21 protein-coding genes are annotated in these 21,250 nt (G+C 46.2%); 3 read left to right on the top strand and 18 right to left on the bottom strand.

All coding sequences use genetic code 11. The features are described 5' to 3' along the window. Window positions 1-126: 126 nt before the first annotated feature. The 7 genes from Y79_RS0117560 to Y79_RS0117535 form a co-directional block, all read right to left on the bottom strand. Window positions 127-3,288, bottom strand: a complete 3,162-nt coding sequence (locus tag Y79_RS0117560) for a bifunctional cytochrome P450/NADPH--P450 reductase (RefSeq protein ID WP_016938852.1) — start codon at window positions 3,286-3,288, stop codon at window positions 127-129. A gap of 27 nt (window positions 3,289-3,315) precedes the next feature. Then, window positions 3,316-3,882 (bottom strand): TetR/AcrR family transcriptional regulator, encoded by a 567-nt coding sequence (locus tag Y79_RS0117555; protein ID WP_016938851.1) that lies wholly within the window; start codon window positions 3,880-3,882, stop codon window positions 3,316-3,318. Window positions 3,883-4,087: 205 nt separating this feature from the next. Continuing rightward, a complete protein-coding gene (locus tag Y79_RS0117550) occupies window positions 4,088-4,627 on the bottom strand; it encodes a class I SAM-dependent methyltransferase (protein WP_016938850.1) in 540 nt (179 codons plus the stop codon). 171 nt (window positions 4,628-4,798) lie between these two features. Continuing rightward, window positions 4,799-4,954 carry a hypothetical protein gene (locus tag Y79_RS1000000121575; RefSeq protein WP_162829238.1) on the bottom strand — a complete coding sequence of 52 codons (156 nt, stop codon included), beginning with the start codon at window positions 4,952-4,954 and terminating at the stop codon, window positions 4,799-4,801. A gap of 173 nt (window positions 4,955-5,127) precedes the next feature. Then, complete coding sequence (locus tag Y79_RS1000000121040; protein WP_016938849.1) at window positions 5,128-5,268, bottom strand: YrzI family small protein; 141 nt, start codon at window positions 5,266-5,268, stop codon at window positions 5,128-5,130. 390 nt (window positions 5,269-5,658) lie between these two features. Continuing rightward, window positions 5,659-6,459, bottom strand: coding sequence for a formate/nitrite transporter family protein (locus Y79_RS0117540; protein ID WP_029575364.1), 801 nt, complete (start codon window positions 6,457-6,459; stop codon window positions 5,659-5,661). 264 nt (window positions 6,460-6,723) lie between these two features. Beyond that, window positions 6,724-7,092: a Na-translocating system protein MpsC family protein gene (locus Y79_RS0117535; RefSeq protein ID WP_016938847.1), complete on the bottom strand. Its 369-nt coding sequence runs from the start codon at window positions 7,090-7,092 to the stop codon at window positions 6,724-6,726. A 305-nt stretch (window positions 7,093-7,397) separates the two neighbouring features. Here Y79_RS0117535 and fdhF point away from each other — a divergent pair, with 305 nt between their 5' ends. Both fdhF and Y79_RS0117525 read left to right on the top strand, forming a co-directional pair. Further along, entirely contained in the window at window positions 7,398-10,340 is a 2,943-nt protein-coding gene (fdhF, locus tag Y79_RS0117530) for a formate dehydrogenase subunit alpha (RefSeq protein WP_155816758.1), read from the top strand. Between the two features lie 17 nt (window positions 10,341-10,357). Beyond that, the gene (locus Y79_RS0117525) at window positions 10,358-10,849 is read left to right on the top strand and encodes a helical membrane plugin domain-containing protein (RefSeq protein ID WP_016938845.1); all 492 of its coding nucleotides are present in this window, start codon (window positions 10,358-10,360) and stop codon (window positions 10,847-10,849) included. A 39-nt stretch (window positions 10,850-10,888) separates the two neighbouring features. Here Y79_RS0117525 and Y79_RS0117520 read toward each other — a convergent pair whose 3' ends face one another. The 5 genes from Y79_RS0117520 to Y79_RS0117500 all read right to left on the bottom strand — a co-directional run bounded on the left by Y79_RS0117520 (window position 10,889) and on the right by Y79_RS0117500 (window position 14,674). Continuing rightward, the gene (locus Y79_RS0117520) at window positions 10,889-11,119 is read right to left on the bottom strand and encodes a YrhC family protein (protein ID WP_016938844.1); all 231 of its coding nucleotides are present in this window, start codon (window positions 11,117-11,119) and stop codon (window positions 10,889-10,891) included. 83 nt (window positions 11,120-11,202) lie between these two features. Continuing rightward, window positions 11,203-12,345, bottom strand: coding sequence for a bifunctional cystathionine gamma-lyase/homocysteine desulfhydrase (locus Y79_RS0117515; protein ID WP_016938843.1), 1,143 nt, complete (start codon window positions 12,343-12,345; stop codon window positions 11,203-11,205). A 1-nt stretch (window position 12,346) separates the two neighbouring features. After that, window positions 12,347-13,270 (bottom strand): O-acetylserine dependent cystathionine beta-synthase, encoded by a 924-nt coding sequence (locus Y79_RS0117510; RefSeq protein ID WP_016938842.1) that lies wholly within the window; start codon window positions 13,268-13,270, stop codon window positions 12,347-12,349. 46 nt (window positions 13,271-13,316) lie between these two features. Beyond that, window positions 13,317-14,012 (bottom strand): 5'-methylthioadenosine/S-adenosylhomocysteine nucleosidase, encoded by a 696-nt coding sequence (gene mtnN / locus Y79_RS0117505; protein WP_003152774.1) that lies wholly within the window; start codon window positions 14,010-14,012, stop codon window positions 13,317-13,319. A 20-nt stretch (window positions 14,013-14,032) separates the two neighbouring features. Next, window positions 14,033-14,674: a class I SAM-dependent methyltransferase gene (locus Y79_RS0117500; protein ID WP_016938841.1), complete on the bottom strand. Its 642-nt coding sequence runs from the start codon at window positions 14,672-14,674 to the stop codon at window positions 14,033-14,035. 183 nt (window positions 14,675-14,857) lie between these two features. On the opposite strand from Y79_RS0117500, the gene Y79_RS0117495 reads away from it, so the two are divergent. Continuing rightward, window positions 14,858-15,061 carry a YrzA family protein gene (locus tag Y79_RS0117495; protein ID WP_003152771.1) on the top strand — a complete coding sequence of 68 codons (204 nt, stop codon included), beginning with the start codon at window positions 14,858-14,860 and terminating at the stop codon, window positions 15,059-15,061. Between the two features lie 39 nt (window positions 15,062-15,100). Here the strand turns inward: Y79_RS0117495 and Y79_RS0117490 are convergent, their stop codons facing one another. The 6 genes from Y79_RS0117490 to Y79_RS0117465 form a co-directional block, all read right to left on the bottom strand. Further along, window positions 15,101-15,796, bottom strand: coding sequence for a YrrS family protein (locus Y79_RS0117490; RefSeq protein ID WP_016938840.1), 696 nt, complete (start codon window positions 15,794-15,796; stop codon window positions 15,101-15,103). 63 nt (window positions 15,797-15,859) lie between these two features. Beyond that, complete coding sequence (locus tag Y79_RS0117485; protein WP_016938839.1) at window positions 15,860-17,614, bottom strand: peptidoglycan D,D-transpeptidase FtsI family protein; 1,755 nt, start codon at window positions 17,612-17,614, stop codon at window positions 15,860-15,862. A gap of 52 nt (window positions 17,615-17,666) precedes the next feature. Next, on the bottom strand, window positions 17,667-18,140 hold the full coding sequence (greA, locus tag Y79_RS0117480) for a transcription elongation factor GreA (protein ID WP_014470754.1): 474 nt from the start codon (window positions 18,138-18,140) through the stop codon (window positions 17,667-17,669). A 253-nt stretch (window positions 18,141-18,393) separates the two neighbouring features. Next, the gene (gene udk, locus Y79_RS0117475; RefSeq protein ID WP_016938838.1) at window positions 18,394-19,029 is read right to left on the bottom strand and encodes a uridine kinase; all 636 of its coding nucleotides are present in this window, start codon (window positions 19,027-19,029) and stop codon (window positions 18,394-18,396) included. A 5-nt stretch (window positions 19,030-19,034) separates the two neighbouring features. Continuing rightward, window positions 19,035-20,303 (bottom strand): peptidase U32 family protein, encoded by a 1,269-nt coding sequence (locus Y79_RS0117470; RefSeq protein ID WP_016938837.1) that lies wholly within the window; start codon window positions 20,301-20,303, stop codon window positions 19,035-19,037. Window positions 20,304-20,320: 17 nt separating this feature from the next. Continuing rightward, window positions 20,321-21,250, bottom strand: a complete 930-nt coding sequence (locus tag Y79_RS0117465; protein ID WP_029575362.1) for a peptidase U32 family protein — start codon at window positions 21,248-21,250, stop codon at window positions 20,321-20,323.

Here is a 21,250-nt window from a genome sequence, read left to right as displayed (position 1 = left end):
TGTCCGATAATAAAAATAAGGCCGGCACGATACTCCCTATAACTATTCCTTTTGATTCAGTAGATTTCAAATATCGTGCCGGCTTTCTTCAATTAAATAACATTCTTCATTTGCCTCACGCTTCTGTTACACACCTGTCCAAACATCTTTCGCATATCTTCCTTCCGCTTGCAGCTGTTCAAGCCAATTCAAGGAAACTTTTGAATCAGTGTTATGCACCTTTTCATACGCCTGAAGCAGTACGTTTTCCACAGCCGGAGCCATTTTGCTTCCGTCACCGCATATATAGAGATGGCCGCCTTGGTCAAGAAGCGCAATAATCTGTGCAGCCTCGCGAAGCAGGACATCCTGTACATATACTTTACAATCCTGATCTAACCTGGAATACGCCCGATGCACGGTCACAAGGCCGTTTTTCTCCGCCTGGTCGAATTCATCTTTGTACAGGTCGTCTTCTTCAGGATGCCTGCAGCCGAAGTATAAATGAGCTTCGCCCAGGCTGTGACCGGACATTTTTTCGGCAGCCCGCGCCTGGATAAACCCCCTGAACGGCGCAATTCCGGTGCCCGCCCCGACCATAATGAGAGGTGTTTTCGTATTTTCAGGCAGTGAAAAACCGGACTGCGGTGAGCGGATGAAACATACGGCATGATCGCCATTCTGTAATCCGGCTAAATAGTTCGAAGCCACGCCCCGGTATTCTCCACGGCCGCTCCACGCCGGAGCCGTCACAACGCCGACTGTGATACTGAGCTCTCCGCTTTTTGCCTTCGGTGAGCTTGAGATTGAATAATAGCGCGCCTTCAATGACGGCAGAAGTTCTAAAAAGCGTGCAAACGGCAGTTCACAAGCCGGATATTCTTCAAGCAGATCCAGCATGGTCATTCGTTTTTTCAGCACGTTTTCTTTATATGCCGCGTCATCAGAATAAAGATGCTCCAATTCTTTTTGGTGCGGCGGGCATACGGTATGAGCCGCGAGTTCGCGAAGCTGGGCTCTCGTTGCCGGTTCCTGCAGCTCTACATATGACGCCAAAATCTCCGGCGCATTAACTGCCCGGTCCATTGGGAGATGAGGCAACTGCCGTCCCTTGATCTTAAAAGGCTGATTCGGATCAAGACCGAACCGGCGAATAACACGGCTGATCAGTTTCCCGCTGTTTTGCGGAAGCACCCCAAGATGGTCTCCTTCCTGATAAGTTTCTGTTTCCGGAAGACGCAGCTCAATATGCCGGACTGAGCGCTTGCTGCTTTCGGTATGAAGCTCTTTGTTTGTAATCACTTCCGCCTCAAATGCTTTATACGTTTTGGCAATCGGCGTTTCAGCTGCTTCACTTACATATTCTATTGATAACTGTGATTTATTCTGCTGTTTTGGAGCGGCTTCTATATGAAAAGCCTTGATGATGTCCTGCCAGAATGAGTCTTCCCAAGCTTCCTGACTGTACTCAAAATCATCGGCATTGTCGCCCTCTCCGAGAGAGGTCAGCCGTGCTGCCCCTTTTTCTTCAAGCACTTTGTCTATAAGGCGTGGGATCCTCTGGTAAGTGGAGGCCCAGTTGCGGTCTCCGCAGCCGAAGACGGCGTAAGAAACACCCTTTAATTCCTGGTCTTCAAGGGTTTCCATCCATTTCACAAAACCCGCCGCATTATCAGGCGGCGCTCCGTTGTAAGAAGCCGTAACAATAACGACAGCGCCATTTACAGGCAATTTCCCGGCATAATCATCGAGCGGGCCGGTTTCAGTTGAAAAACCTTTGCTTCTGCCGATGTCAGCCAGCTCTTCCGCGATTCCTTCCGCAGTTCCTAAATTTGATCCGTAAAGAATGAGAAGCGGAATTCCGTGAGACGGTATTTCTTCCGTTTCTTCTTTGTGACCGCTGTTTTCAGCTTTATGGTTCTGTGCGGGCTGCTGATTGGACACGTCCTTGTTTTTCACACGGATTTTAAAATCACCGGGCTTAATGGTTAAAGCTTCTTTAATCGTAAGCTCATAATCCGTGTGATCAATCAGTTCAAAGTGTTTAAGGACAAGCCCGAGCACCATTGTCGCTTCCTGAAGGGCAAACTGCATCCCGATGCATGCGCGCTGTCCGTTTCCGAACGGCTTATACGCATCGGCCGGAATTGCCGCGGGATCACTGAACCTTTCGGGGCGGAATAACTCGGCATCTTCTCCCCACGCGCTTTTATCCCGGTGCAGCTGCGGAGTCAGAATCGTCACCGGCTGTCCTTTCTCAATCGGATATTTTCCGCCGAGAACGGTATCTTCCTTCGCGTACAGGGAAAATGCCGGGGCAGTCGGATAAAGCCGCAATGTTTCGTTTAACACCATGCGGATATATGTCAGCTGCTGAATCTGCTTATATTCAGGTGTCTCTCCGGTCAGCACCCGTTCAGCTTCCTCAACGGCTTTTTCCAATTTATCTTTATTTTTCAGCAGGCAGTAAATCGCGAATGAAAGCAGTCCGCTTGTGGTTTCATGCCCAGCGATCAAAAAAGTAATGATTTGATAGCGGATATTTTCATCATCCAGCCTTTCACCCGTTACAGGATCTTTCGCTTCAAGCATCAATGATAAAAGGTCAGACAGATTCTCATCCGGATTTTCCCTCCGCTCAGCAATAATCCGGTCTACGAGTTCATTCATCACTTCAATATCCTGCTGGAACTGATGCCTCGTTTTGATCATCAGCTTGTCCTGCAGGCTGTGTCTTTGTGATTGGCGCATTGCCTCCTGCAGCGCACGAAGCATGCTCGTGATAAAAGGGTGCTGTGTATCGCGGTAAAAGCTGTTAAAGCGGTAATGAAATCCGCACAGACCGATTGTATCCAGCGTCAGGCGCGTCATATCTTCAGCGACGTCAATTTCTTCGTTCGGATTTAATCTGCTCCACTTCTGCACGAGCTGCATGGCAATATCAAGCATCATTGAGTGATAGCCTTTCATTGCTTTCTGGCTGAAACTCGGCAGTAAAATCCGATGCGCTTTCTGCCAATTCTTTTCGTTTGTCCAGCTCGTAAATAATCCGTCACCGCCAAATTCACGGACTTTGAGCAAGGCTTTGCTGAGGTTTTTGTCAAATCGCTTTTCATCACAGACTTCTGCCGCAAGTTCACGGCCTGATACAAAAACCCCGACAGAGCTCGGAAATTCAAAACGAAAGATCGGGCCGTATTCTTCGGCAATTTTCCAAAGCGATTGTGAAAGTTTTTCTTTTTCCAAGTGAGGGAGATTTTTCAGTGGTCCGTATGTTTTCGGCTGCGGTATAGCGTTTAGCTGTTTCATATCGATCTTCCTTCCTTCGGCGAATAATTAATGAGTTCGGATGGCGTCCCAAGAACATTGCTCCAATTCTTTCAGAAACGGTTTTGTGATTTCAACGCTTCCCGTCCGGACAAGCTGATAGAGTTTGAGATATGCCCCCAGCAAAATCGCCATCAGCACATCGGACGGCAGATTCCGGAGCACGCCTTCAGACTTGCCGCGCTGAAAAAAGACGTCAAGCATCTGTGTGATTTCATCAAGAAGCTTACGGCTCGTTTCATTCAGAAAGTAGGCGTCCTTATTCGTTTCAAGAAAAAACAATGCATACTCGCTTTCCTTTGTAAAATCAATCAGGCAATAAAAAAGGTGATGGAACCCTTCTCTTACAGATATTTTCGAAAAATCAGTTTTGACTTTTTTCATAAAACGCTGCGCACTTTCCTGATACAGCACATTAACAAGCGTTTCTTTACTGTCAAAGTAACGGTAAATTGTGCCGGTTCCGACATCCGCCTGAGCGGCAATCATCGGGATCGTCGTTGCGTCAAATCCTCTCTCTGTAAACAAAGTAAGCGACGCTTTCATAATGAGTTCAACTTTGTTTGAAGCTGTCATCTAATCCCCCTTTTAAATACGGAATGAATATTCATTCCGTTTGTTCAAAATTTTTAATGTACGGTCATCTGATCATTATTGTATAAGAAAAAAACTTTTTTTAATATAAAACATGTGTGAAATAGCCAAAAATAAGGAAATATGCCCAAATTATAAAAAAGAGCTGCCATGACTTAAGCAGCTCTTTTATTTCCCAAGAAATATTCTATTTAATGGCAGTAATAAAATGGAATGCATCTCTGCTGACTACTGAAATGTCTCTGAAATGCTGATCACGCAGCACCTGAATTACATCATTTTCGCTCATTCGTGAAGGCTTCAAAACCATATAAAAGGACCCGTCAATTTGAAGCACGCGGTACACTTCTTTACATGCTGTCCGGTAATCGCTGACCGTTTCAGCAGTATGTAACGAGAAGACTTTATGAAAGCTGCGGTCGTCGAACGGAATGCTTTCAGGCCGCCCATGCTGAATGTTTCCGAGTCCGGCTTTTATGGCCGAACGGTTTGCGCGCTGTGTTTTCCGTATTTTACGTTTTGATGTTTCTATACTTTTAAGACTGCCCTTTTCAAGCTGTCCGATGATTTGTTTAAACATTGAGCCGTTTCCGGTTCCAATTTCCAGAATGCGGTCGTATTCCTGTATATCCATCATAATTTGCCGAATGACTGGTTGTGCCGGTTCTGATGTAGCAAAGTATTTCGCGCGCATTCGTTTTAATGCTGAAGATGTATGTTGCAACATTGTATAACACCCGCTTTTCTATTTCTGAGATTTATTATTCAGAAATAATATTACCTCCTATTAGTACGAGGTGCTAATTAGACGCACTTCTCTTCATAAATGTTTCGATTTAATTGAAATTTATATCAGTTTTCATAAAAAAAGACGGAAAACATAGGTTTTCCGCCTGCTCTAGTACCAATAATACGGTGTTATATATCTTGTCTGCCGGGAAAGCGCCGCCATTCTCTGACGGCGATACGGGTTGCCGTAGCCGTGTTTAAATGAATGGGGCATTGACGCATACCCGTGTCCGATAGATGGAATTTTGTTCTGTCCGCTCTGCATGCTATCACCCGCTTACCGATTTATCTTTCTTTACCATGGTATGCAGGCCGTCTGCGCGGTGACAGCAAAATTCCAGCTAAACCTGGTCCTTCTCCATTGTGTAATGATTCAGCAGTTCAATTCTGAACATGATGATCTCCTCCTTCTTCCCCATTTTGGCTCTTTTTGTTCACTCAGTTCATATAAAAATGTTTCATCTGGCGTTCTTTCGCTTCATTGTAAAACTCTTCGACCTGCTGTTCTCGTTCATATTCTTCAGCACTTTTAAAACGCTTTGAAATGGTCAGTGTCAAAAAGAAGAGATTAATGGTCATTATCGCTCACCCCCTTTCAATATCCGCACAGGCGAAAATAACCCGCAGCAAACTTCATATGCGCTGCGGGCAGACAAAATCCGCAGACAAAAGAAGCAGGTGCTTCTTTCCCTGCGGGGAGCTGCGAATGTCCTGATACTCCGAAATTAACGTGCTTGACAGGCAGAGGTTAAGGAAGGACACGAACTCTTCCACAGGCTGAATCGGTTCAATTTTCGGTTTTGCTTGCCGTTTAACGTTGTCATGTGACTCAACCTCCCTTTGCTTTTTTTCTTACTTTGTAAGTATATCCACCGTCTTCCAATTTGTAAACATTATTTTCAAGATTTGGACGGAAAATGTGCTGGAATTCCGCTTCAATTGTCCATGTTTTCCGGCATCTTTCTTACCTCAGGAAACTCTTTTCATCCCTTGTTTATTCTGTTCCTTTTTTGAATATGCAATAAAATAAATAAGGCCGACAAACACTGCGCCGCCGATCACATTCCCGATAAAAGCCGGAATGAGATTAAGAATCAGATCCCCCCATGAAAAAGAGCCTGCAAAAATCGCAGCCGGGATGATAAACATATTGGCGACAACGTGCTGAAAACCGATTGCGACAAACGCCATAATCGGAAACCATATACCCGCGATTTTACCGGCTCCGTCTTCTGCCCCGAAAGAAAGCCAGACGGCTAAACAGACAAGCCAGTTGCAGCCGATCGCCGACACAATGACTTTTCCAAACGGCATATCCAATTTGCCTTGTGCGACCGCAATCGTTTTTTCCAAATACGGCCCCGTTTCAGTTAATCCGACAACATGTCCGAAAAAGTAAGCGACAAACAGCGCGCCGACAAGATTCATTAACGTCACGATCATCCAATTTTTCACTAAAGAACCGGCGGATATTCTTCTGGAAAACAGCGCCATGGATACTGACATCATATTTCCCGTAATCAGCTCCGCGCCGGCAAGAACGACAAGCACCAGTCCGACGGGAAACACAGCCGCGCCGATCAAACTTGACAGGCTGCCCCATTCTTTCGGAAGATCTCCGATAACACGGATATCAAGCAAATAACCGAGTGCGATAAACGCTCCTCCTAAAAATCCTAATACGATCAGTGCTGAAAGCGGTGATTGCACCTTTTTTACCCCTGATTCGACCGCAAGCTCCGCTATTTCGTCCGGTTTACGAAAAGCCATCATTAAACCCCTCCATTATCAATTCATCCGGCAGTTTTCAAAAGGAACTTAATAAAAAAGGCAGCATTCAAACAGCCCGTCTGAAACGGGTGTGAATGCTGCCTAACTTGTATGCATACCCATACAACAATATCAAGCAGAATGAAAATGTTAGCTATAGAACATGTACAGCTCATGCACACATTCCATAAAAAATCGTCCTTAAGCCACTGCTGGCAGTTCATATCATATCAAATGTGACAATTTCGTGTCAATTGAATTTTTTCAGCTTTTGATTTCTTCACGGCGCTCTTCAATTGTTCGGTCAAATACAAATACAGACACCGCAATATTCTCTTCGATCTTGATGTCTGAAAACAGATGCACGAGTTTTGCCCCGATGAGCTCTTCCATTCCTTCAGGCGTTTGTTTGGAATACAGCTCCTGAATTAAGCTGGTCCGCGCCGCGTGAACCATTTCCCTTCCTTCAGGGGTGCGTGCGATAAACTGCTCACTTGCGCTTAAATTGCCGTAAAGCGTAGATACCGCCATGTTATCCACAAAAACGGTGTGAATTCGTTCCGGCCCTTTTCCAAATAATTCTTTGCGCAATTTCCGGATAATATCGTTAAATTCATGAATTTTTTTAGACATATTGTCCCCTCCGATTTCAGCCGATGAAAGACATTCCCGGTTCCCCTTTGCAGCATTTCACCTGGTTAAAGTTTTCCTTTCGTATTGTATTATAATAAATATCACCTTATAATAAAAGCAGTGAAGATGGATTCGTAATAGGAAACGTGTTATGAGTCTATCGTTTTATACAGATAGGATTGGTCTGTTAGTAAGACTTGCTAGTGAACTATTCCGCCATGCGTATTTATATCGATCTCCGGACAGGAGGCCGGTATCTATGTGCATGGCTTTTTTCGATTTTAAAAGATGGAGGGGAATTGGAAGTGACAGACGTTCAGTCTATCCGTGTCACAATCGACGGCACGGAGTATGAAGCACCAGAGGGGACTAAAATTTTAGATATTTTAAATCAAAACGGAATTGAGATTCCGCAAATATGCCATGTACCGGAAGTGGATCCGATTCAAACATGCGACACCTGTATTGTTGAAGTAAACGGAAAATTGCAGCGCTCTTGTTCCACTGCAGCAGAAAATGGAATGTCAATCTCGCTTACGTCGGGAAGGGTAAAAGAGGCTCAGACAGAGGCCATGGACCGCCTGCTCGAGAATCATCTGCTTTACTGCACAGTATGCGATAACAACAACGGAAACTGCACGCTGCATAATACAGCGGAAATGATGGGAATTGAGCACCAGAAATATCCGTATACGCCGAAAGACGATTCAAAGTGCGCGGTGGATATGTCTCACCCGTTTTACCGCTATGATCCGAATCAATGTATCGCCTGCGGCCAATGTGTGGAAGTGTGCCAAAACCTTCAGGTGAATGAGACCCTTTCCATTGATTGGGAGCGCGACCGCCCGCGGGTCATTTGGGACGAAGGCGTCGCCATTAATGAATCTTCCTGTGTCAGCTGCGGCCAGTGTGTCACTGTCTGCCCTTGTAACGCACTGATGGAAAAATCAATGCTTGGCCAGGCCGGATTTATGACCGGCATCAAAGAAGATGTCATGGAGCCGATGATTGATTTAGTCAAAAATGTGGAACCCGACTATACAAGCATCTTCGCCGTGTCAGAAGTGGAAGCGGCTATGCGCGATAAACGGACGAAAAAAACAAAAACAGTCTGCACGTTCTGCGGTGTCGGCTGCTCTTTTGAAGTATGGACAAAAGGACGTGACATCCTGAAAATTCAGCCTGTTTCCGATGCTCCGGTTAATGCGATTTCCACTTGTGTCAAAGGGAAATTCGGCTGGGACTTCGTGAATTCGGAAGAACGGATTACAAAACCGCTCATCCGGAAAAACGGCGCATTTGTTGAATCGTCATGGGAAGAAGCCCTTGATCTTGTCGCTTCAAGACTCGGTTCGATCAAGGCGGAGCACGGCAGCGGTTCTGTCGGTTTTATTTCTTCTTCTAAAATTACGAATGAAGACAACTACGTCATCCAAAAATTAGCGCGCCAAGTATTTGAAACCAACAACGTGGATAACTGCTCACGCTACTGCCAGTCACCGGCAACGGACGGCTTATTCCGCACCGTCGGTATGGGCGGAGACGCCGGCACAATTAAAGATATTGCAAAAGCGGGCCTCGTGCTCATCGTCGGCGCCAATCCGGCGGAAGGACATCCCGTTCTGGCCACACGCGTGAAACGCGCGCATAAACTGCACGGACAAAAATTAATTGTTGCCGATCTGCGCAGAAATGAAATGGCTGAACGGTCCGACCTCTTTATCAGCCCGAAACAAGGGACTGACCAAGTATGGCTCATGGCAGTGACGAAATATATGATTGACCAGGGCTGGCACGATCAAGCGTTTATTGATGAGAATGTCAACTACTTTGAAGATTATAAAGAAACGCTGAAAAAGTATACATTAGAATATGCGGAGCGCATCACCGGACTTTCTCAGGATACGATCATCCGCATTGCCGAAATGATTCGTGATGCAGACGGCACTTGTGTTCTTTGGGGCATGGGCGTTACTCAAAATACAGGCGGCTCTGATACATCAGCGGCGATTTCCAATCTGCTGCTTGCCACAGGGAACTACCGCCGCCCGGGTGCCGGAGCTTATCCGCTGCGGGGACATAACAACGTTCAAGGCGCTTGCGATATGGGAACTCTCCCGGGCTGGCTTCCGGGATATCAGCATATTACCGATGATGCGGCCCGTGCTAAATTCGAAAAAGCTTACGGTGTCGAGATTGACGGCAAGCCGGGTCTTGATAATATTGAAATGCTCCATGCGATTGAAGAAGGAAAGATGAAGGCGATGTATCTTGTCGGTGAAGACATGGCGCTCGTCGATTCAAACGCCAACCATGTTCATGACATTTTATCCAGCCTTGATTTCTTTGTTGTGCAGGATATTTTCCTTTCAAGAACGGCGCAATACGCGGATGTCATCCTGCCTGCGGTTCCTTCTCTTGAAAAAGACGGAACATTTACAAATACAGAGCGGCGTGTGCAAAGATTGTATCAGGCGCTTCCGACGCTTGGTGATGCAAAACCGGACTGGTGGATTATTCAGGAAGTCGCCAACCGTTTAGGCGCTGATTGGAATTACACGCATCCAAGCGATATTTTCTCAGAAATGGCGAGCCTTTCTCCGCTGTTCGGAAAAGCCAGCTATGACGTACTTACCGGCTGGAACAGCTTCCTGTGGGGAAGCTTTACGGGAGAAAGCACTCCGCTTCTTTATGAAGACGGCTTTAACTTCCCTGACAAAAAAGCCCGTTTTGCCCTTAGCGATTGGGTGGAGCCTGCCGTATTCCCTGAAGAATATGACTTGCACATTAATAACGGGCGGATGCTTGAACATTTCCACGAAGGAAATATGACTAACAAATCGAAAGGCATTCAGTCTAAAGTGCCGGGAGTATTTGTTGAAGTATCGCCGGAGCTCGCGGCTGAACGCGGAATTTGCGACGGAACAATGATCCGCCTCGTCTCTCCTTTTGGAGCAGTTAAATTGAACGCGCTTGTAACAGACCGCGTCCGCGCAAATGAGCTTTATCTGCCGATGAACTCTACAGATAAAGATTCGGCGATTAATTTCCTGACCGGGCCAGCGTATGATTCACGGACACATACGCCTGCCTATAAGCAGACAAAAGTCCGCATGGAAGTGCTCGGTTCCTGTGATACTCCGCCGCTTCCGAAAACGAATCCGCGGAACAAAAAACGTCATCCGCAAAATGGTGTGGAAGCTCAGCGAAAATGGAACCGTCCGGGCTATGTGCACTTAACGGATTAAGGAAAGGAGGAAGCATTATGGCAAGCCCAATTACTGAAATTCAAAAAGAAACAAAAACGGAGGAACAGCTGAAAGCAGAAAAGCTGGAAGAACTGAAAACACTTCTCGCAGAAAATGAAGAAGCCGTCGCGAAAACGATGTCTATTATGGCGGAGCTGAATGGCTTGGGCATTTTTGATGCCGCCGGCTATATGCTCCAGGCGAAAGAGGAAATTGCCAAAATCGCGCTCGGACAGATTTCCCGGGAACCTGTCACAAATCTCCTGAATACGATGATGGCAGCGGGAGGCGCGCTGTCAAAAGCTGATCCTGAATTTATGGGCAGACTTTTAGAGAGCGTCATGGCCGGAACGGATCAGGCGCAAAGCTTTTTAAAAGAAGACCGGAAAGTCAGTATGTTTGAACTGATGAAAGCCGCCGGTGATCCCGATATTAACCGCGCGCTCGGCTTCGGCCTGCAGTTTTTAAAAGGAATGGGAAAAGAATTACGAGAAACGCCGTCTGAGTAAGCAACGAAAAAGCCATTGTCTTTTGACAATGGCTTTTTTTTATTCCTCGGCTTCTTCCAGCCTCTTTTTATAAATAAGTGAACGGTCAACGCAGAAATAAGCGCCCGCTAAAAATACACAATCCGTTACAAACATCAGCATTTTCTGGCCCGCCGTCAGCCCTTGTCCGGGAAGAACCGCGCCGATATAAATGAAGGTGCTGACTGCAAGCAGAATAAATGCGTAATGCTTAAAATCTTCTATTAATGATTTCAGTCTTTTGTTCTCCATATAAGGTCACCTGCCAGTTTTATAGTCTAACAACATTATAATATAAGCTGGCAGCCGACAGAGAATGTAAATCTATCCAATCTTTATAAAAGTGAATCAAGCGCCTGTTTCACATCCGCCGTTAAATCCTCAGTATCCTCAATACCGACTGAGATCCGGACGAGCCCGTCTGTTATGCCAAGTGCAAGCCGGCGGTCGCGCGGGATTGAAGCATGCGTCATTCTGGACGGCACGGAGATTAAGCTTTCAACCGCTCCTAAGCTTTCCGCGATCGTAAACAGGTTCAATTTTTCTAAAAATGCGTCGACGCGTTCGCTGCTGCCGATATCAAAGGAAATCATTCCGCCGAAACCGGAGCTTTGCGCTTTTGTCAGCTCATGGCCCGGGTGTTTCGCTGATCCCGGATAGTAGAGCGTCTGAACGGCATCATGCGATTCAAGCAGCTCGGCGATTTTTCCGGCGCTGTGATTGATGGCATCCATTCTGAGTCCCAGTGTTTTAATGCCTCTCATTAAAAGCCATGAATCCTGCGGTCCTAAAACGCCGCCTGTTGAGTTTTGCACGTAATGAAGCTTTTCACCGAGCTCTTTATCAGCCGTCACGACTAAGCCGCCGACGACATCGCTGTGGCCGCCGAGATATTTTGTCGCGCTGTGCAGCACGATGTCAGCGCCGAAGCTGAGCGGCTGCTGGAAATACGGCGTGTAAAACGTATTATCGACGATAAGCAATACGCCCGCTTCTTTTGCGATGTCAGACATCAGTTTGAGGTCAGTCACTTTCAAAAGCGGGTTTGTCGGCGTTTCGATATAAATCGCTTTCGTATTCGGACGGATGGCTTTTTGGACTTTTTCTTTGCTGCTCGTATCGACAAAGTCCGCTTCAATGCCGAAGCGGTTCAGCACACCTGTCATCACCCGGTAAGTGCCGCCGTATACATCATCCGTCAAAATAACATGATCGCCGCTGTCAAACAGCATCATGACGGCTGTAATCGCAGCCATACCAGAACCGAATGCATATCCCGCCGCGCCGCCTTCAAGCTCCGTAATTAAACTTTCAAGAGCCGTCCGCGTCGGATTGGCCGTTCTTGAATATTCATAGCCCGTGTGCTCGCCCGCTTTCGGCTGCTGGTACGTGCTTACTTGATAAATCGGTACGGAAACCGCTCCGGTCTTTTCATCTCCCGTAATTCCTCCGTGCACCATCAGCGTTTTTTTCTTCATCTTACTGACCTCCTTGGAAAATGTTTTTGCTTATATAACGATCGCTGCCATCTGGGAAAATGGTGACGATATTTGAGCCGGCGGGCGCTTTTTTCGCTTCTTCCAGCGCCGCATATAGAGCCGCCCCTGATGAGCTTCCGATTAAAAGGCCTTCTTTCTCGGCCGCTTCTCTGACAAACGAAAACGCCTTATCGTCTTCCACCGTGTAAATGGCGTCAAAATGGCTCTCGTCCATATAATCCGGGATAAACTCCATACCGATGCCTTCCGTTTTATGGGCATGCGGTTCTCCGCCGTTCAGGATGGAGCCTTCCGGTTCAACGATCACCGTTTTGACGGCAGGATTTTTTTCTTTTAGATAAGCTGCCGTGCCGGCAAAAGTCCCGCCGGAACCCGCTCCGGCGACAAAGGTGTGGATATTGCCGCCGAGCGCTTTCCAAATTTCGGGACCGAGTGTTTTATAGTAAGTCAATGGATTTACTCGGTTTTTAAATTGCAGAACGGCATAAGAATTATTAATCTCTCTCTCCAGCTCAAGCGCTTTTCGGATGGCTCCCTGCATGCCTTCTTCTCTCGGCGTATGCACAATCTCCGCTCCGAGCGCTTTCATAATCTGCTGCTTTTCTCTGCTGAAATGCTCCGGGACGCAAAAAACGGCGCGAAGCCGGTGCTTTCTGGCGCACAGAGCGAGTCCGATTCCGGTGTTCCCGGCTGTCGCTTCAATGATAACGCCGCCCGGTTTCACCTTGCCCGTGTGAAGCGCATCTTCAATGAGCATCTCGCCCAGCCTGTCTTTAATGCTGCCGCCCGGATTCATCATCTCAAGCTTAGCATAAACCGCTGTTCCCTCCGGTATATCAAAATGCTTGAGACGGAGCAGCGGTGTATGTCCGATCAGTTCTGTAATATCTGTTATCACGTTCAATATGGTGTCCTCCCCCTGAAAGCGGAGGAGAACGAGAATCCCCCGCTTAGTGAATTCGTTTGATGACATTCAGGACAAGCTCAGTTGAATGAACGGCTGCCTGTTCTAAAAATTTATCAAATGAAACGTCAGATTCTTTTCCGGCAATATCAGATAGAGCTCTGATGACAACAAAAGGCGTTTTGAACTGGTGGCACACCTGTGCGACAGCTGCAGCTTCCATCTCAACCGCGTACAAATCCGCAAACTTGGCGCGTACGTCTTCAACCCGCTTCGGATCATTCATAAAAGAATCTCCAGTAGCGATTGTGCCTTTTGCGACTTGAATGCCGTTCAGTTCAGAAACCGCTTCCTCGGTAATGCTGATCAGCTTTTCATCAGCCTTGTATGCTGCCGGAAGACCCGGCACCTGTCCGTATTCATAGTCAAACGCCGTCACGTCCACGTCATGATGGCGGACATCTGTTGAGATGACGACGTCTCCTACATTCAATGTATGATGAAATCCGCCCGCTGAGCCTGTGTTAATCACATAATCAGGTTTGAAACGGTCAAGCAGAAGCGTCGTGCTGATCGCCGCGTTGACTTTTCCGATGCCTGATTTCAGCAAGATAACTTCGACGCCTTCATAGCTTCCCGTCGTAAACTCACAGTGAGCGATCATTTCTTGTTTTGCGTCTTTCAGTTTGCTTCTTAAAATCGTAACTTCTTCTTCCATTGCTCCGATGACTGCCAGTTTCATTTATACACAATCCCTTCGATTTACCGTTTAATCGCCTCCATTATCCAGACAAAGTCGTTTTGCTGCGTAAATCTTGCGGCAAATCCCTCAGCTGAAAAGATGTTTTTCATTGTCCCGAGTGTCGGATAATGTTCCGTCTTTAAATCGTCCGCTAATTGGTGATAGCCGTTTCGGTTTGCTTTTCTGACGGCTTCCCCGTATGCTTCATGATCTTTAAAGACGGTATCGGCAAACACTATTTTATCATGCTTCTGAAGGATTGTGCCATATTGCTTTACAGCCGCTTGCTTTTCTTCATCGGTTAAATGATGAAATGCGTACGAGCTGACGATGGTATCTATTTGGAAAGGCGGAGCGGGAAACTCCAGAAAATCCCCGTCACTGAACACAGCTCTGTCAGAAAGCTTGTCAGCTGCCAATTTTCTCATTGACGGAGACGGTTCTACACCAAACACTTTTTTGTTCGCGGCGGCTAATTTCGCCGTTAAATTCCCTGTGCCCGGTCCGAACTCTAAAACGTTAGAACCCGAAAGTGCGACGATGCTGTCAAGAATATTGTCATACCCTTTAAAAACATCAGCATATTGTTCGTCAGCTCCGTGCACCGTGGCGTCATAAGTCGCTGCCCAATCTTCAAATAAAGGAATAAATTCACGGCCCATATTTTTCACTCTCCATAATTTATAATTCCTATGAGTATAGTATGGATTAATCATGGAACAGTTCCTATCCTATCACAAAAAAGAGCGAAAGGGTACTAAAATACTTTGGGATTATTGCGCAATTACAGCAGAAAGGCTTATACTTTCATTGACTCAGAAGAAAAATCAGGAGGATCTATACTGATGAATTTTCAATTGGATTTAATAAAAGATAAAGTAGAATTTTTTGAAGCGGCATCTTTGCAGGAGCTGGAAAAGAAAATAAACGTACAGATTGAAAACAACCAGGCGATTATGCTTCGCGTCCGTTCTGTATCCCATCAGGTGACGGCCGTTGACGGCAGAATCCTTTACAGCGCGTCGGTGCATTTTTCAGCTGACGTATGACAGAAAAAAGCAGCTGAAGAATCAGCTGCTTTTTTGCGGTTATTTTAAGGTTTCTACTTTTGTCGGCTTCCAGCCTTTTTTGTCTTCCCAAGTGATGGTGACCTGATACTTTTTGCCGTTCGTTTTGTCTAAAACTTTACCCTTCGCATCTTGCGGGCTTCCATTGTTTCCGAGCCACAGCACTGTCATGTGATCTTTTGACACGCCGGTTGCGTAAGAGATGGCGTCAAGCATTTCGGACCAGTCTTCAGAGCTCGAGTCATACGTCGCCGCATGTTCTCCCGTCTGCTTTGTGCCGACTGGTTTCCATTTTGAGTTAACAATTGTTTTATCGACATCGCTGGATGAGCCGCCCTCTGTTATTTTTGCTCCTTTAAAAGGGTCGCTTGAATCAGAGGCTTTTTTGCTGTCATCACTTTTTGATGAATCATCGTCTTTTTTGCTGTCAGAGTCTGAAGATGAATCGGATTTGTCCTTATCCTGTTTATCTTTTTTGTCATCGTCTGAGGCCGTATCTTTTTTGCTGTCTTTTATGTCCTCATCTGAGGTCTGCTTCGTCTTGCCTGATGCAGGGGTTTCCTGTTTCTGGCTCACGTCGCTGGACGGACTGTTGATGAAGAGGCTGACTGCAACGACGACAATAAGAATAGATACGATAGCAATTAAAATGTTAAGCACCAAATTTGCTTTTCTGCGCTTATCACGGTTTTCAAAACGAGATTGTTTATTGCTCAATCATTCTGCACTCCTTTATCCCTCTTGCTCAGCATATATTTTAACATGGGCTGAGCGGTTGTTCTATGTCTGATTTGTTTCATTTTCATGTACCTTTTTAACAATATCATAAAACACTGTATTTGTCAGAGCCTTATCTCCCGGCGTGTCCATGTGCAGCACAACGAGAGCATATTTCGGCTTGTCCGCGGGAAAGTATCCCGCAAACCATTTGTTGTAAAGCGTCTGTTTATCTTTTGTAAACATTCCCGTCTGGGCCGTTCCGGATTTTCCCGCCACCGCATACGGCAGATCCTGAAATCTCCTGCCGGTTCCTTTCGGTGAAGTAACGACTTCTCTGAGAATTTTTTGAAGCTGCTGGGCCGTATATTTATCGATCGTTTTCCCCTTTAACGGCTGATCTTTGAATGACGCCATCGTCGTTCCGTTTTTGTATTCGATTTTGTCCGCGATTTTGACTTGTTTTTTTTCGCCGCCGCGCGCGATCGTCGCCATCATATTGGCGACTTCAAGCGGGGTGACTTTCACGTTTTTCTGTCCGATCGCCGTCTGGGCTACTGCTCTTTTGACGGTTTTGTCTTTGGCATCTCCCCAAATGACGCCGCTTTTTTCATTATACAGCTGCCTGAATCCGTCTTCCCGGTACAGCTTGCCTTCCCAGCCCGCCCGCTGTGTGAGACCGAGTTTTTCCGCCATGTTTTCAATAGCGGAGTCATCTTTTTTGACCAATTTTTCCGCAAGACTTGTAAACGTATAATTGCAGCTTTGGGCAAAGCTTTCTCCAAAACTGAGCGTGCCTTTGTCGTCACCCGGCTCTCCGTACAGGTTGAGACTGCAGTTAAAGGATGTGCCCGGCTTCACTTCATTTTGTTCAATTGCAGCTGCGGCGACCACCGTTTTAAACACGGATCCCGGATAAATCGGCGTCAGCATGTAATTTTGCAGTGTCTGCTGCTTTGACATGTCGGCGTCAGGCTTTGAAACCATTCCGAGCACACTGCTTTTTTCAATGTCTAAAAGGACGGCTCCCCCCTTTTTTAACCCGCGGTCTTTCAATACATCTTCCATTGCTTTTTGAATATTGCGGTCGATGGAGGTTTTGACTTGCAGCGGATAAAACGCGTTTGCTTCTGCCGTATATTTGACGTCCATTCCGAATAAAGGGTTTCCCCTTCCGTCGACATGATACAAAAGTTTTGTGTCATGATCCGCCAGCAAAAACTCATCAAACGTCCGTTCCATCCCGCTTGTCCCGATTTTTGCCGTGATCGGCAGTTCCTTACGTCCGGGATATTTCTTTTTCAAAAGCTCCGGGTCCTGATTTGTCGCGCCCAACAGATGAGCGGCTATGTTTGTTTCTTTGCTGTCTTTCATATATACGCCGTAAATGCCGGGATATTTCAAAGAATTGATATTTGACACGGATTGTTTCGTCAGATGTTTTATTTTTCTGCTGTTTAGGATCACCGGTTTTTTCGCTTCCGTGAGAAGCTGCCTGAGCTCATCCTGTTTCATCCCGAGAATGGCGGATACCCGGTCAATCGGCCAATCCTGCGTCACGAGAAAGGGAAACAGAACGACGGCAGGCTGCTTTTTTCCGGTCAGCTCTTTGCCGTTCCGATCAAGAAAAGAGCCGCGTCCGTCTGAAATAAGGACTTCTTCCGTCCGCTGCTTGACGCTTTCCTGAATCAAATTAATATTAGATTTTGAAAAAGATTCTGTAAAAAACAGCTGAATTTCAGCCAGCCTGGCAAGCAAACAGAAAAACACGAGCAGAAAACAAATCACGGCTGTTTTCAGCCTTTTTGATACGATCATAAAAAACACCTCATCCACATTTTGGACGAGGTGTTTCATTGTTAAACGGATCTTATGAAATTTTCACAATTTTCACGAGCATTTCTCCGCCCGGCGTCTGAACAGTAACTTCTTCGTCCACTTTTCTGCCGAGCAGGCTTTTTGCGATCGGCGAGTCGTTTGAGATTTTTCCTTCAAACGGATCAGCTTCAGCGCTTCCGACGATCGTGTAAGATTCTTCTTCACCGTCAGGCAATTCGATGAATGATACGGTTTTTCCCAAACCGACAACATTTGAACCGCCGTCATCCTCGATGATTTTCGCATTGCGGATCATATTTTCAAGCGTCGTGATGCGCCCTTCCACAAATGCCTGTTCTTCTTTTGCAGAATCATACTCAGAGTTCTCTGACAGATCTCCGAAGCTTCTTGCGATTTTGATGCGTTCTACTACTTCTTTACGTTTAACCGTTTTCAATTGCTCTAATTCTTGTTCAAGTTTTTGTTTTCCTTCTTGAGTCATCGGAAAAACTTTTTCTTGTGCCATGTTCCTTCACTCCTTGGTGGTTGTCCCTCAACAATAACGTGTGATTATGTATGAGAGCATAAACGAAAAAATCAAGAATGAGAACACAGGGCAGTCCTCGTTCTTCTCTCCCATATAGGTACTGTTTATCTTAAACTGAATGTGTGTTTTCTGCAAATGTTTCGGTTTATAAACAGGGAAAGAAGGGAACTGTCTCATTCCCTTCCAGCCTATACATAATATGGTCTGAGTTATTTATGTCTATGCTATGGTATTACAAAATTGCATTTTGTTCAAGGATCGTTTGAATCTTCGTGACCATCAGATCAATCGCGACGTGGTTTTGGCCGCCTTCCGGAATAATGATGTCCGCGTAGCGTTTCGTCGGTTCAACAAACTGATTGTGCATCGGTCTGACGACGGATACATACTGCTCAATGACAGAATCAATAGAACGGCCTCTTTCGTTAATATCTCTCATAATCCGTCTGATGATACGGAGATCCGCGTCCGTGTCGACATAAAGTTTTATGTCCATGAGGTCGCGAAGCCTTTTATCTTCAAGAACGAGAATGCCTTCCAAAATAATGACATCCTTCGGCTCAACCGGAATGGTTTCCTCAGAACGCGTATGGAGTTTATAATCATAAATCGGCTTTTCTATCGGCCGGTAATTCAAAAGCTCTTGAATATGCTCGATTAAATAGTCATTATCAAATGCAAGCGGGTGATCATAGTTTGTGTTGAGCCTTTCTTCAAACGGAAGATGGCTTTGGTCTTTATAATAAAGGTCTTGCTGGATCATTAAAATCGAGTGTCCTTTAAACTGTTCGTAAATGGAACGGGTGACGCTTGTTTTTCCTGATCCGGAACCTCCGGCGATGCCTATAACTACAGGACTCTTACCCATTGGGATTACTTCCCCTTTCTCATCATGTTGCTCGGATAAATCTTTTTGTCTACTTTAAATGTAACGATTTGCAGGGGATGGCGGGCAGCATCAAGCTCGTTTCCGTCTTCGTCCCAAATAGTGCCGATGGTGAATGTGAAATTGTCAATTTCAGGACCGAAAAATTCCACTTCGTCACCTTGTTTAAAGAAATTGCGCTGCTGGAGCGTCACCATTTGAGTTTCCTCGTTATATGCGAGCACGAGACCGGCAAAATCAAATGTTGTTTTCTTTCCGTGTTCGCCGAACATCTGCTCCTCAAAACCGGGCGTGCCTTCAAAGAAAGCAGGCGCAGTATCCCGGTTTGCACATTTGTCCAGCTCATCAAGCCATTCTTTTTGAATGACAAAGTTTTCAGGATCAGCGCAGTATGCGTCGATGACTTTGCGATACACGCTGACAACCGTCGCAACGTAATGAATCGATTTCATCCGGCCTTCAATTTTCAGACTGTCGATACCCATCTCGATCATTTGCGGAATGGATTCAATCAATTTTAAATCTTTCGGGCTCATCGCAAACGGAGCGTCTTCTTCGTCATAAAGCGCGACCGCGTTTGCACCGTCTGTCTGATACAGATCATAATCCCAGCGGCACGACTGACAGCAGCCGCCGCGGTTGGAATCACGGGCCGTCATGTGATTGCTCAGCACGCAGCGGCCTGAATAAGCGATACACATGGCGCCATGGATAAAGGTTTCGATTTCAATATCCACCTTTTCCTTCATTTCTTTAATTTCCAGTCCGCTCGTTTCACGGGCAAGCACCACACGGTCAAGACCTTCTTCTTTCCAGAACTGCACCGCTTTCCAGTTGGAAAGGGACTGCTGTGTGCTGAGATGAATCTCTACGTCCGGGGCGACTCTCCGGCATGTTTCAATAATCAGCGGATCAGCGACGATAATTCCGGCAACTTTTGCGTCTCCCAACGCTTTTAAGTATTCTTCCAGACCGTCCATATTTTCATTATGAGCGAAAATGTTTGTTGTCACATATATTTTCGCCCCGTATTTTTTGGCAAATTCTACGCCCTCTGCAATTTCTTCTATAGAAAAGTTATCCGCATTAGAGCGGAGCCCGTATTCCTGCCCTCCGATAAAAACCGCGTCCGCTCCGTAATGAACGGCAATTTTTAATTTTTCAAGGTTTCCTGCCGGAGCAAGAAGTTCAGGTTTTTTCGTAATGACGCGTTTTCCGTTTACGACTTTGGAAATGGTTTGATTTACGGCTGTCATCCGTTGCACCCTCCTTTTTAATAGACCGTTTCTTTAAAGAAGAATCCTGTGTCGATGCTTCTGTTCACAGGCTGAATGCTTTCAATCCGCTCTATCCAGCTCTCTTTTTTCTCTTCGTATGTCTCGCGGCTTTCGATGCACAAATCGATTGCCTCTCTGTACATGCGGGTCACTTCGGTTAAGTATTCAGGAGACTTCAACACTCCGTCGATTTTGAAAGAATCAATGCCGGCGTCTATCAGATCCTCTAATTCATCAATCATGCACACATCGTTCGGACTCATGATGTGCGTGCCGTTTTCGTCTTCAAAAATCGGGTATTTATTGCCCCGTTCTTTGTCATGCAGAAACATGCCCGCTTCTTTTTTCTTCTGTTCGATGTCCATGACTTTTCCCTGATATTCGAAGTAATGGCCCACTAATGAACGCTTAGATTGGAACATGCACGTCATGCCGTGGATTTGAATTTCAATTTCCACTTCGGCGTTTTCTTTTATGTCAATGACGCTGTCCATATTTAATTCCTTAGCCAGCACTGCCCGCTGTGCGCCTTTGCGTCCCCAGTAATTGCAGGAATAGTAGTTGGTTCCCGTTGTTTCCGTGCTCCAGTGCAGTTTGAGCCCGGGAGCCGCTTCACGCGCCGCCATTAAAACGGCCGGATCACCGAAAACAGCCGCATCCACGCCGGCTTCCTGCAAAAAAGCAAGATAGCCGTTCAGCTCGTCCACTTTTTCATTGTGAAAAATAGCATTGACGGCAGCGTACACTTTCGCGCCTTTTTGATGAGCTGTTTTTACGGCTTCTTTAATATCTTCTCTTGAAAATTCCCCGGCCAGTCTCAGGCCGTATCTTTGTTCTCCGACTAACAGCGCCGTTGCCCCCGCTTGAATGAGCGGAAGAATATCCTGTACGGAAGTCGGAGTCACCAAAAGTTCAGGTTTTTTCAT

The sequence above is a fragment of the Bacillus siamensis KCTC 13613 genome (genome assembly GCF_000262045.1).
GTDB lineage: Bacteria > Bacillota > Bacilli > Bacillales > Bacillaceae > Bacillus > Bacillus siamensis.
The sequence above is the reverse complement of the archived record's forward strand: the minus strand, read 5'-3'. Positions and strand labels throughout refer to the sequence as shown.

Bases quoted from the DNA above. Each gene is read 5' to 3' on its own strand.
- Y79_RS0117560 (WP_016938852.1), bottom strand. From the start codon at position 3,288: ATGAAACAGCTAAACGCTATACCGCAGCCGAAAACATACGGACCACTG.
- Y79_RS0117555 (WP_016938851.1), bottom strand. From the start codon at position 3,882: ATGACAGCTTCAAACAAAGTTGAACTCATTATGAAAGCGTCGCTTACT.
- Y79_RS0117550 (WP_016938850.1), bottom strand. From the start codon at position 4,627: ATGTTGCAACATACATCTTCAGCATTAAAACGAATGCGCGCGAAATAC.
- Y79_RS1000000121575 (WP_162829238.1), bottom strand. From the start codon at position 4,954: ATGCAGAGCGGACAGAACAAAATTCCATCTATCGGACACGGGTATGCG.
- Y79_RS1000000121040 (WP_016938849.1), bottom strand. From the start codon at position 5,268: ATGACCATTAATCTCTTCTTTTTGACACTGACCATTTCAAAGCGTTTT.
- Y79_RS0117540 (WP_029575364.1), bottom strand. From the start codon at position 6,459: ATGGCTTTTCGTAAACCGGACGAAATAGCGGAGCTTGCGGTCGAATCA.
- Y79_RS0117535 (WP_016938847.1), bottom strand. From the start codon at position 7,092: ATGTCTAAAAAAATTCATGAATTTAACGATATTATCCGGAAATTGCGC.
- Y79_RS0117525 (WP_016938845.1), top strand. From the start codon at position 10,358: ATGGCAAGCCCAATTACTGAAATTCAAAAAGAAACAAAAACGGAGGAA.
- Y79_RS0117520 (WP_016938844.1), bottom strand. From the start codon at position 11,119: ATGGAGAACAAAAGACTGAAATCATTAATAGAAGATTTTAAGCATTAC.
- Y79_RS0117515 (WP_016938843.1), bottom strand. From the start codon at position 12,345: ATGAAGAAAAAAACGCTGATGGTGCACGGAGGAATTACGGGAGATGAA.
- mtnN (WP_003152774.1), bottom strand. From the start codon at position 14,012: ATGAAACTGGCAGTCATCGGAGCAATGGAAGAAGAAGTTACGATTTTA.
- Y79_RS0117500 (WP_016938841.1), bottom strand. From the start codon at position 14,674: ATGGGCCGTGAATTTATTCCTTTATTTGAAGATTGGGCAGCGACTTAT.
- Y79_RS0117495 (WP_003152771.1), top strand. From the start codon at position 14,858: ATGAATTTTCAATTGGATTTAATAAAAGATAAAGTAGAATTTTTTGAA.
- Y79_RS0117485 (WP_016938839.1), bottom strand. From the start codon at position 17,614: ATGATCGTATCAAAAAGGCTGAAAACAGCCGTGATTTGTTTTCTGCTC.
- greA (WP_014470754.1), bottom strand. From the start codon at position 18,140: ATGGCACAAGAAAAAGTTTTTCCGATGACTCAAGAAGGAAAACAAAAA.
- udk (WP_016938838.1), bottom strand. From the start codon at position 19,029: ATGGGTAAGAGTCCTGTAGTTATAGGCATCGCCGGAGGTTCCGGATCA.
- Y79_RS0117470 (WP_016938837.1), bottom strand. From the start codon at position 20,303: ATGACAGCCGTAAATCAAACCATTTCCAAAGTCGTAAACGGAAAACGC.
- Y79_RS0117465 (WP_029575362.1), bottom strand. From the start codon at position 21,250: ATGAAAAAACCTGAACTTTTGGTGACTCCGACTTCCGTACAGGATATT.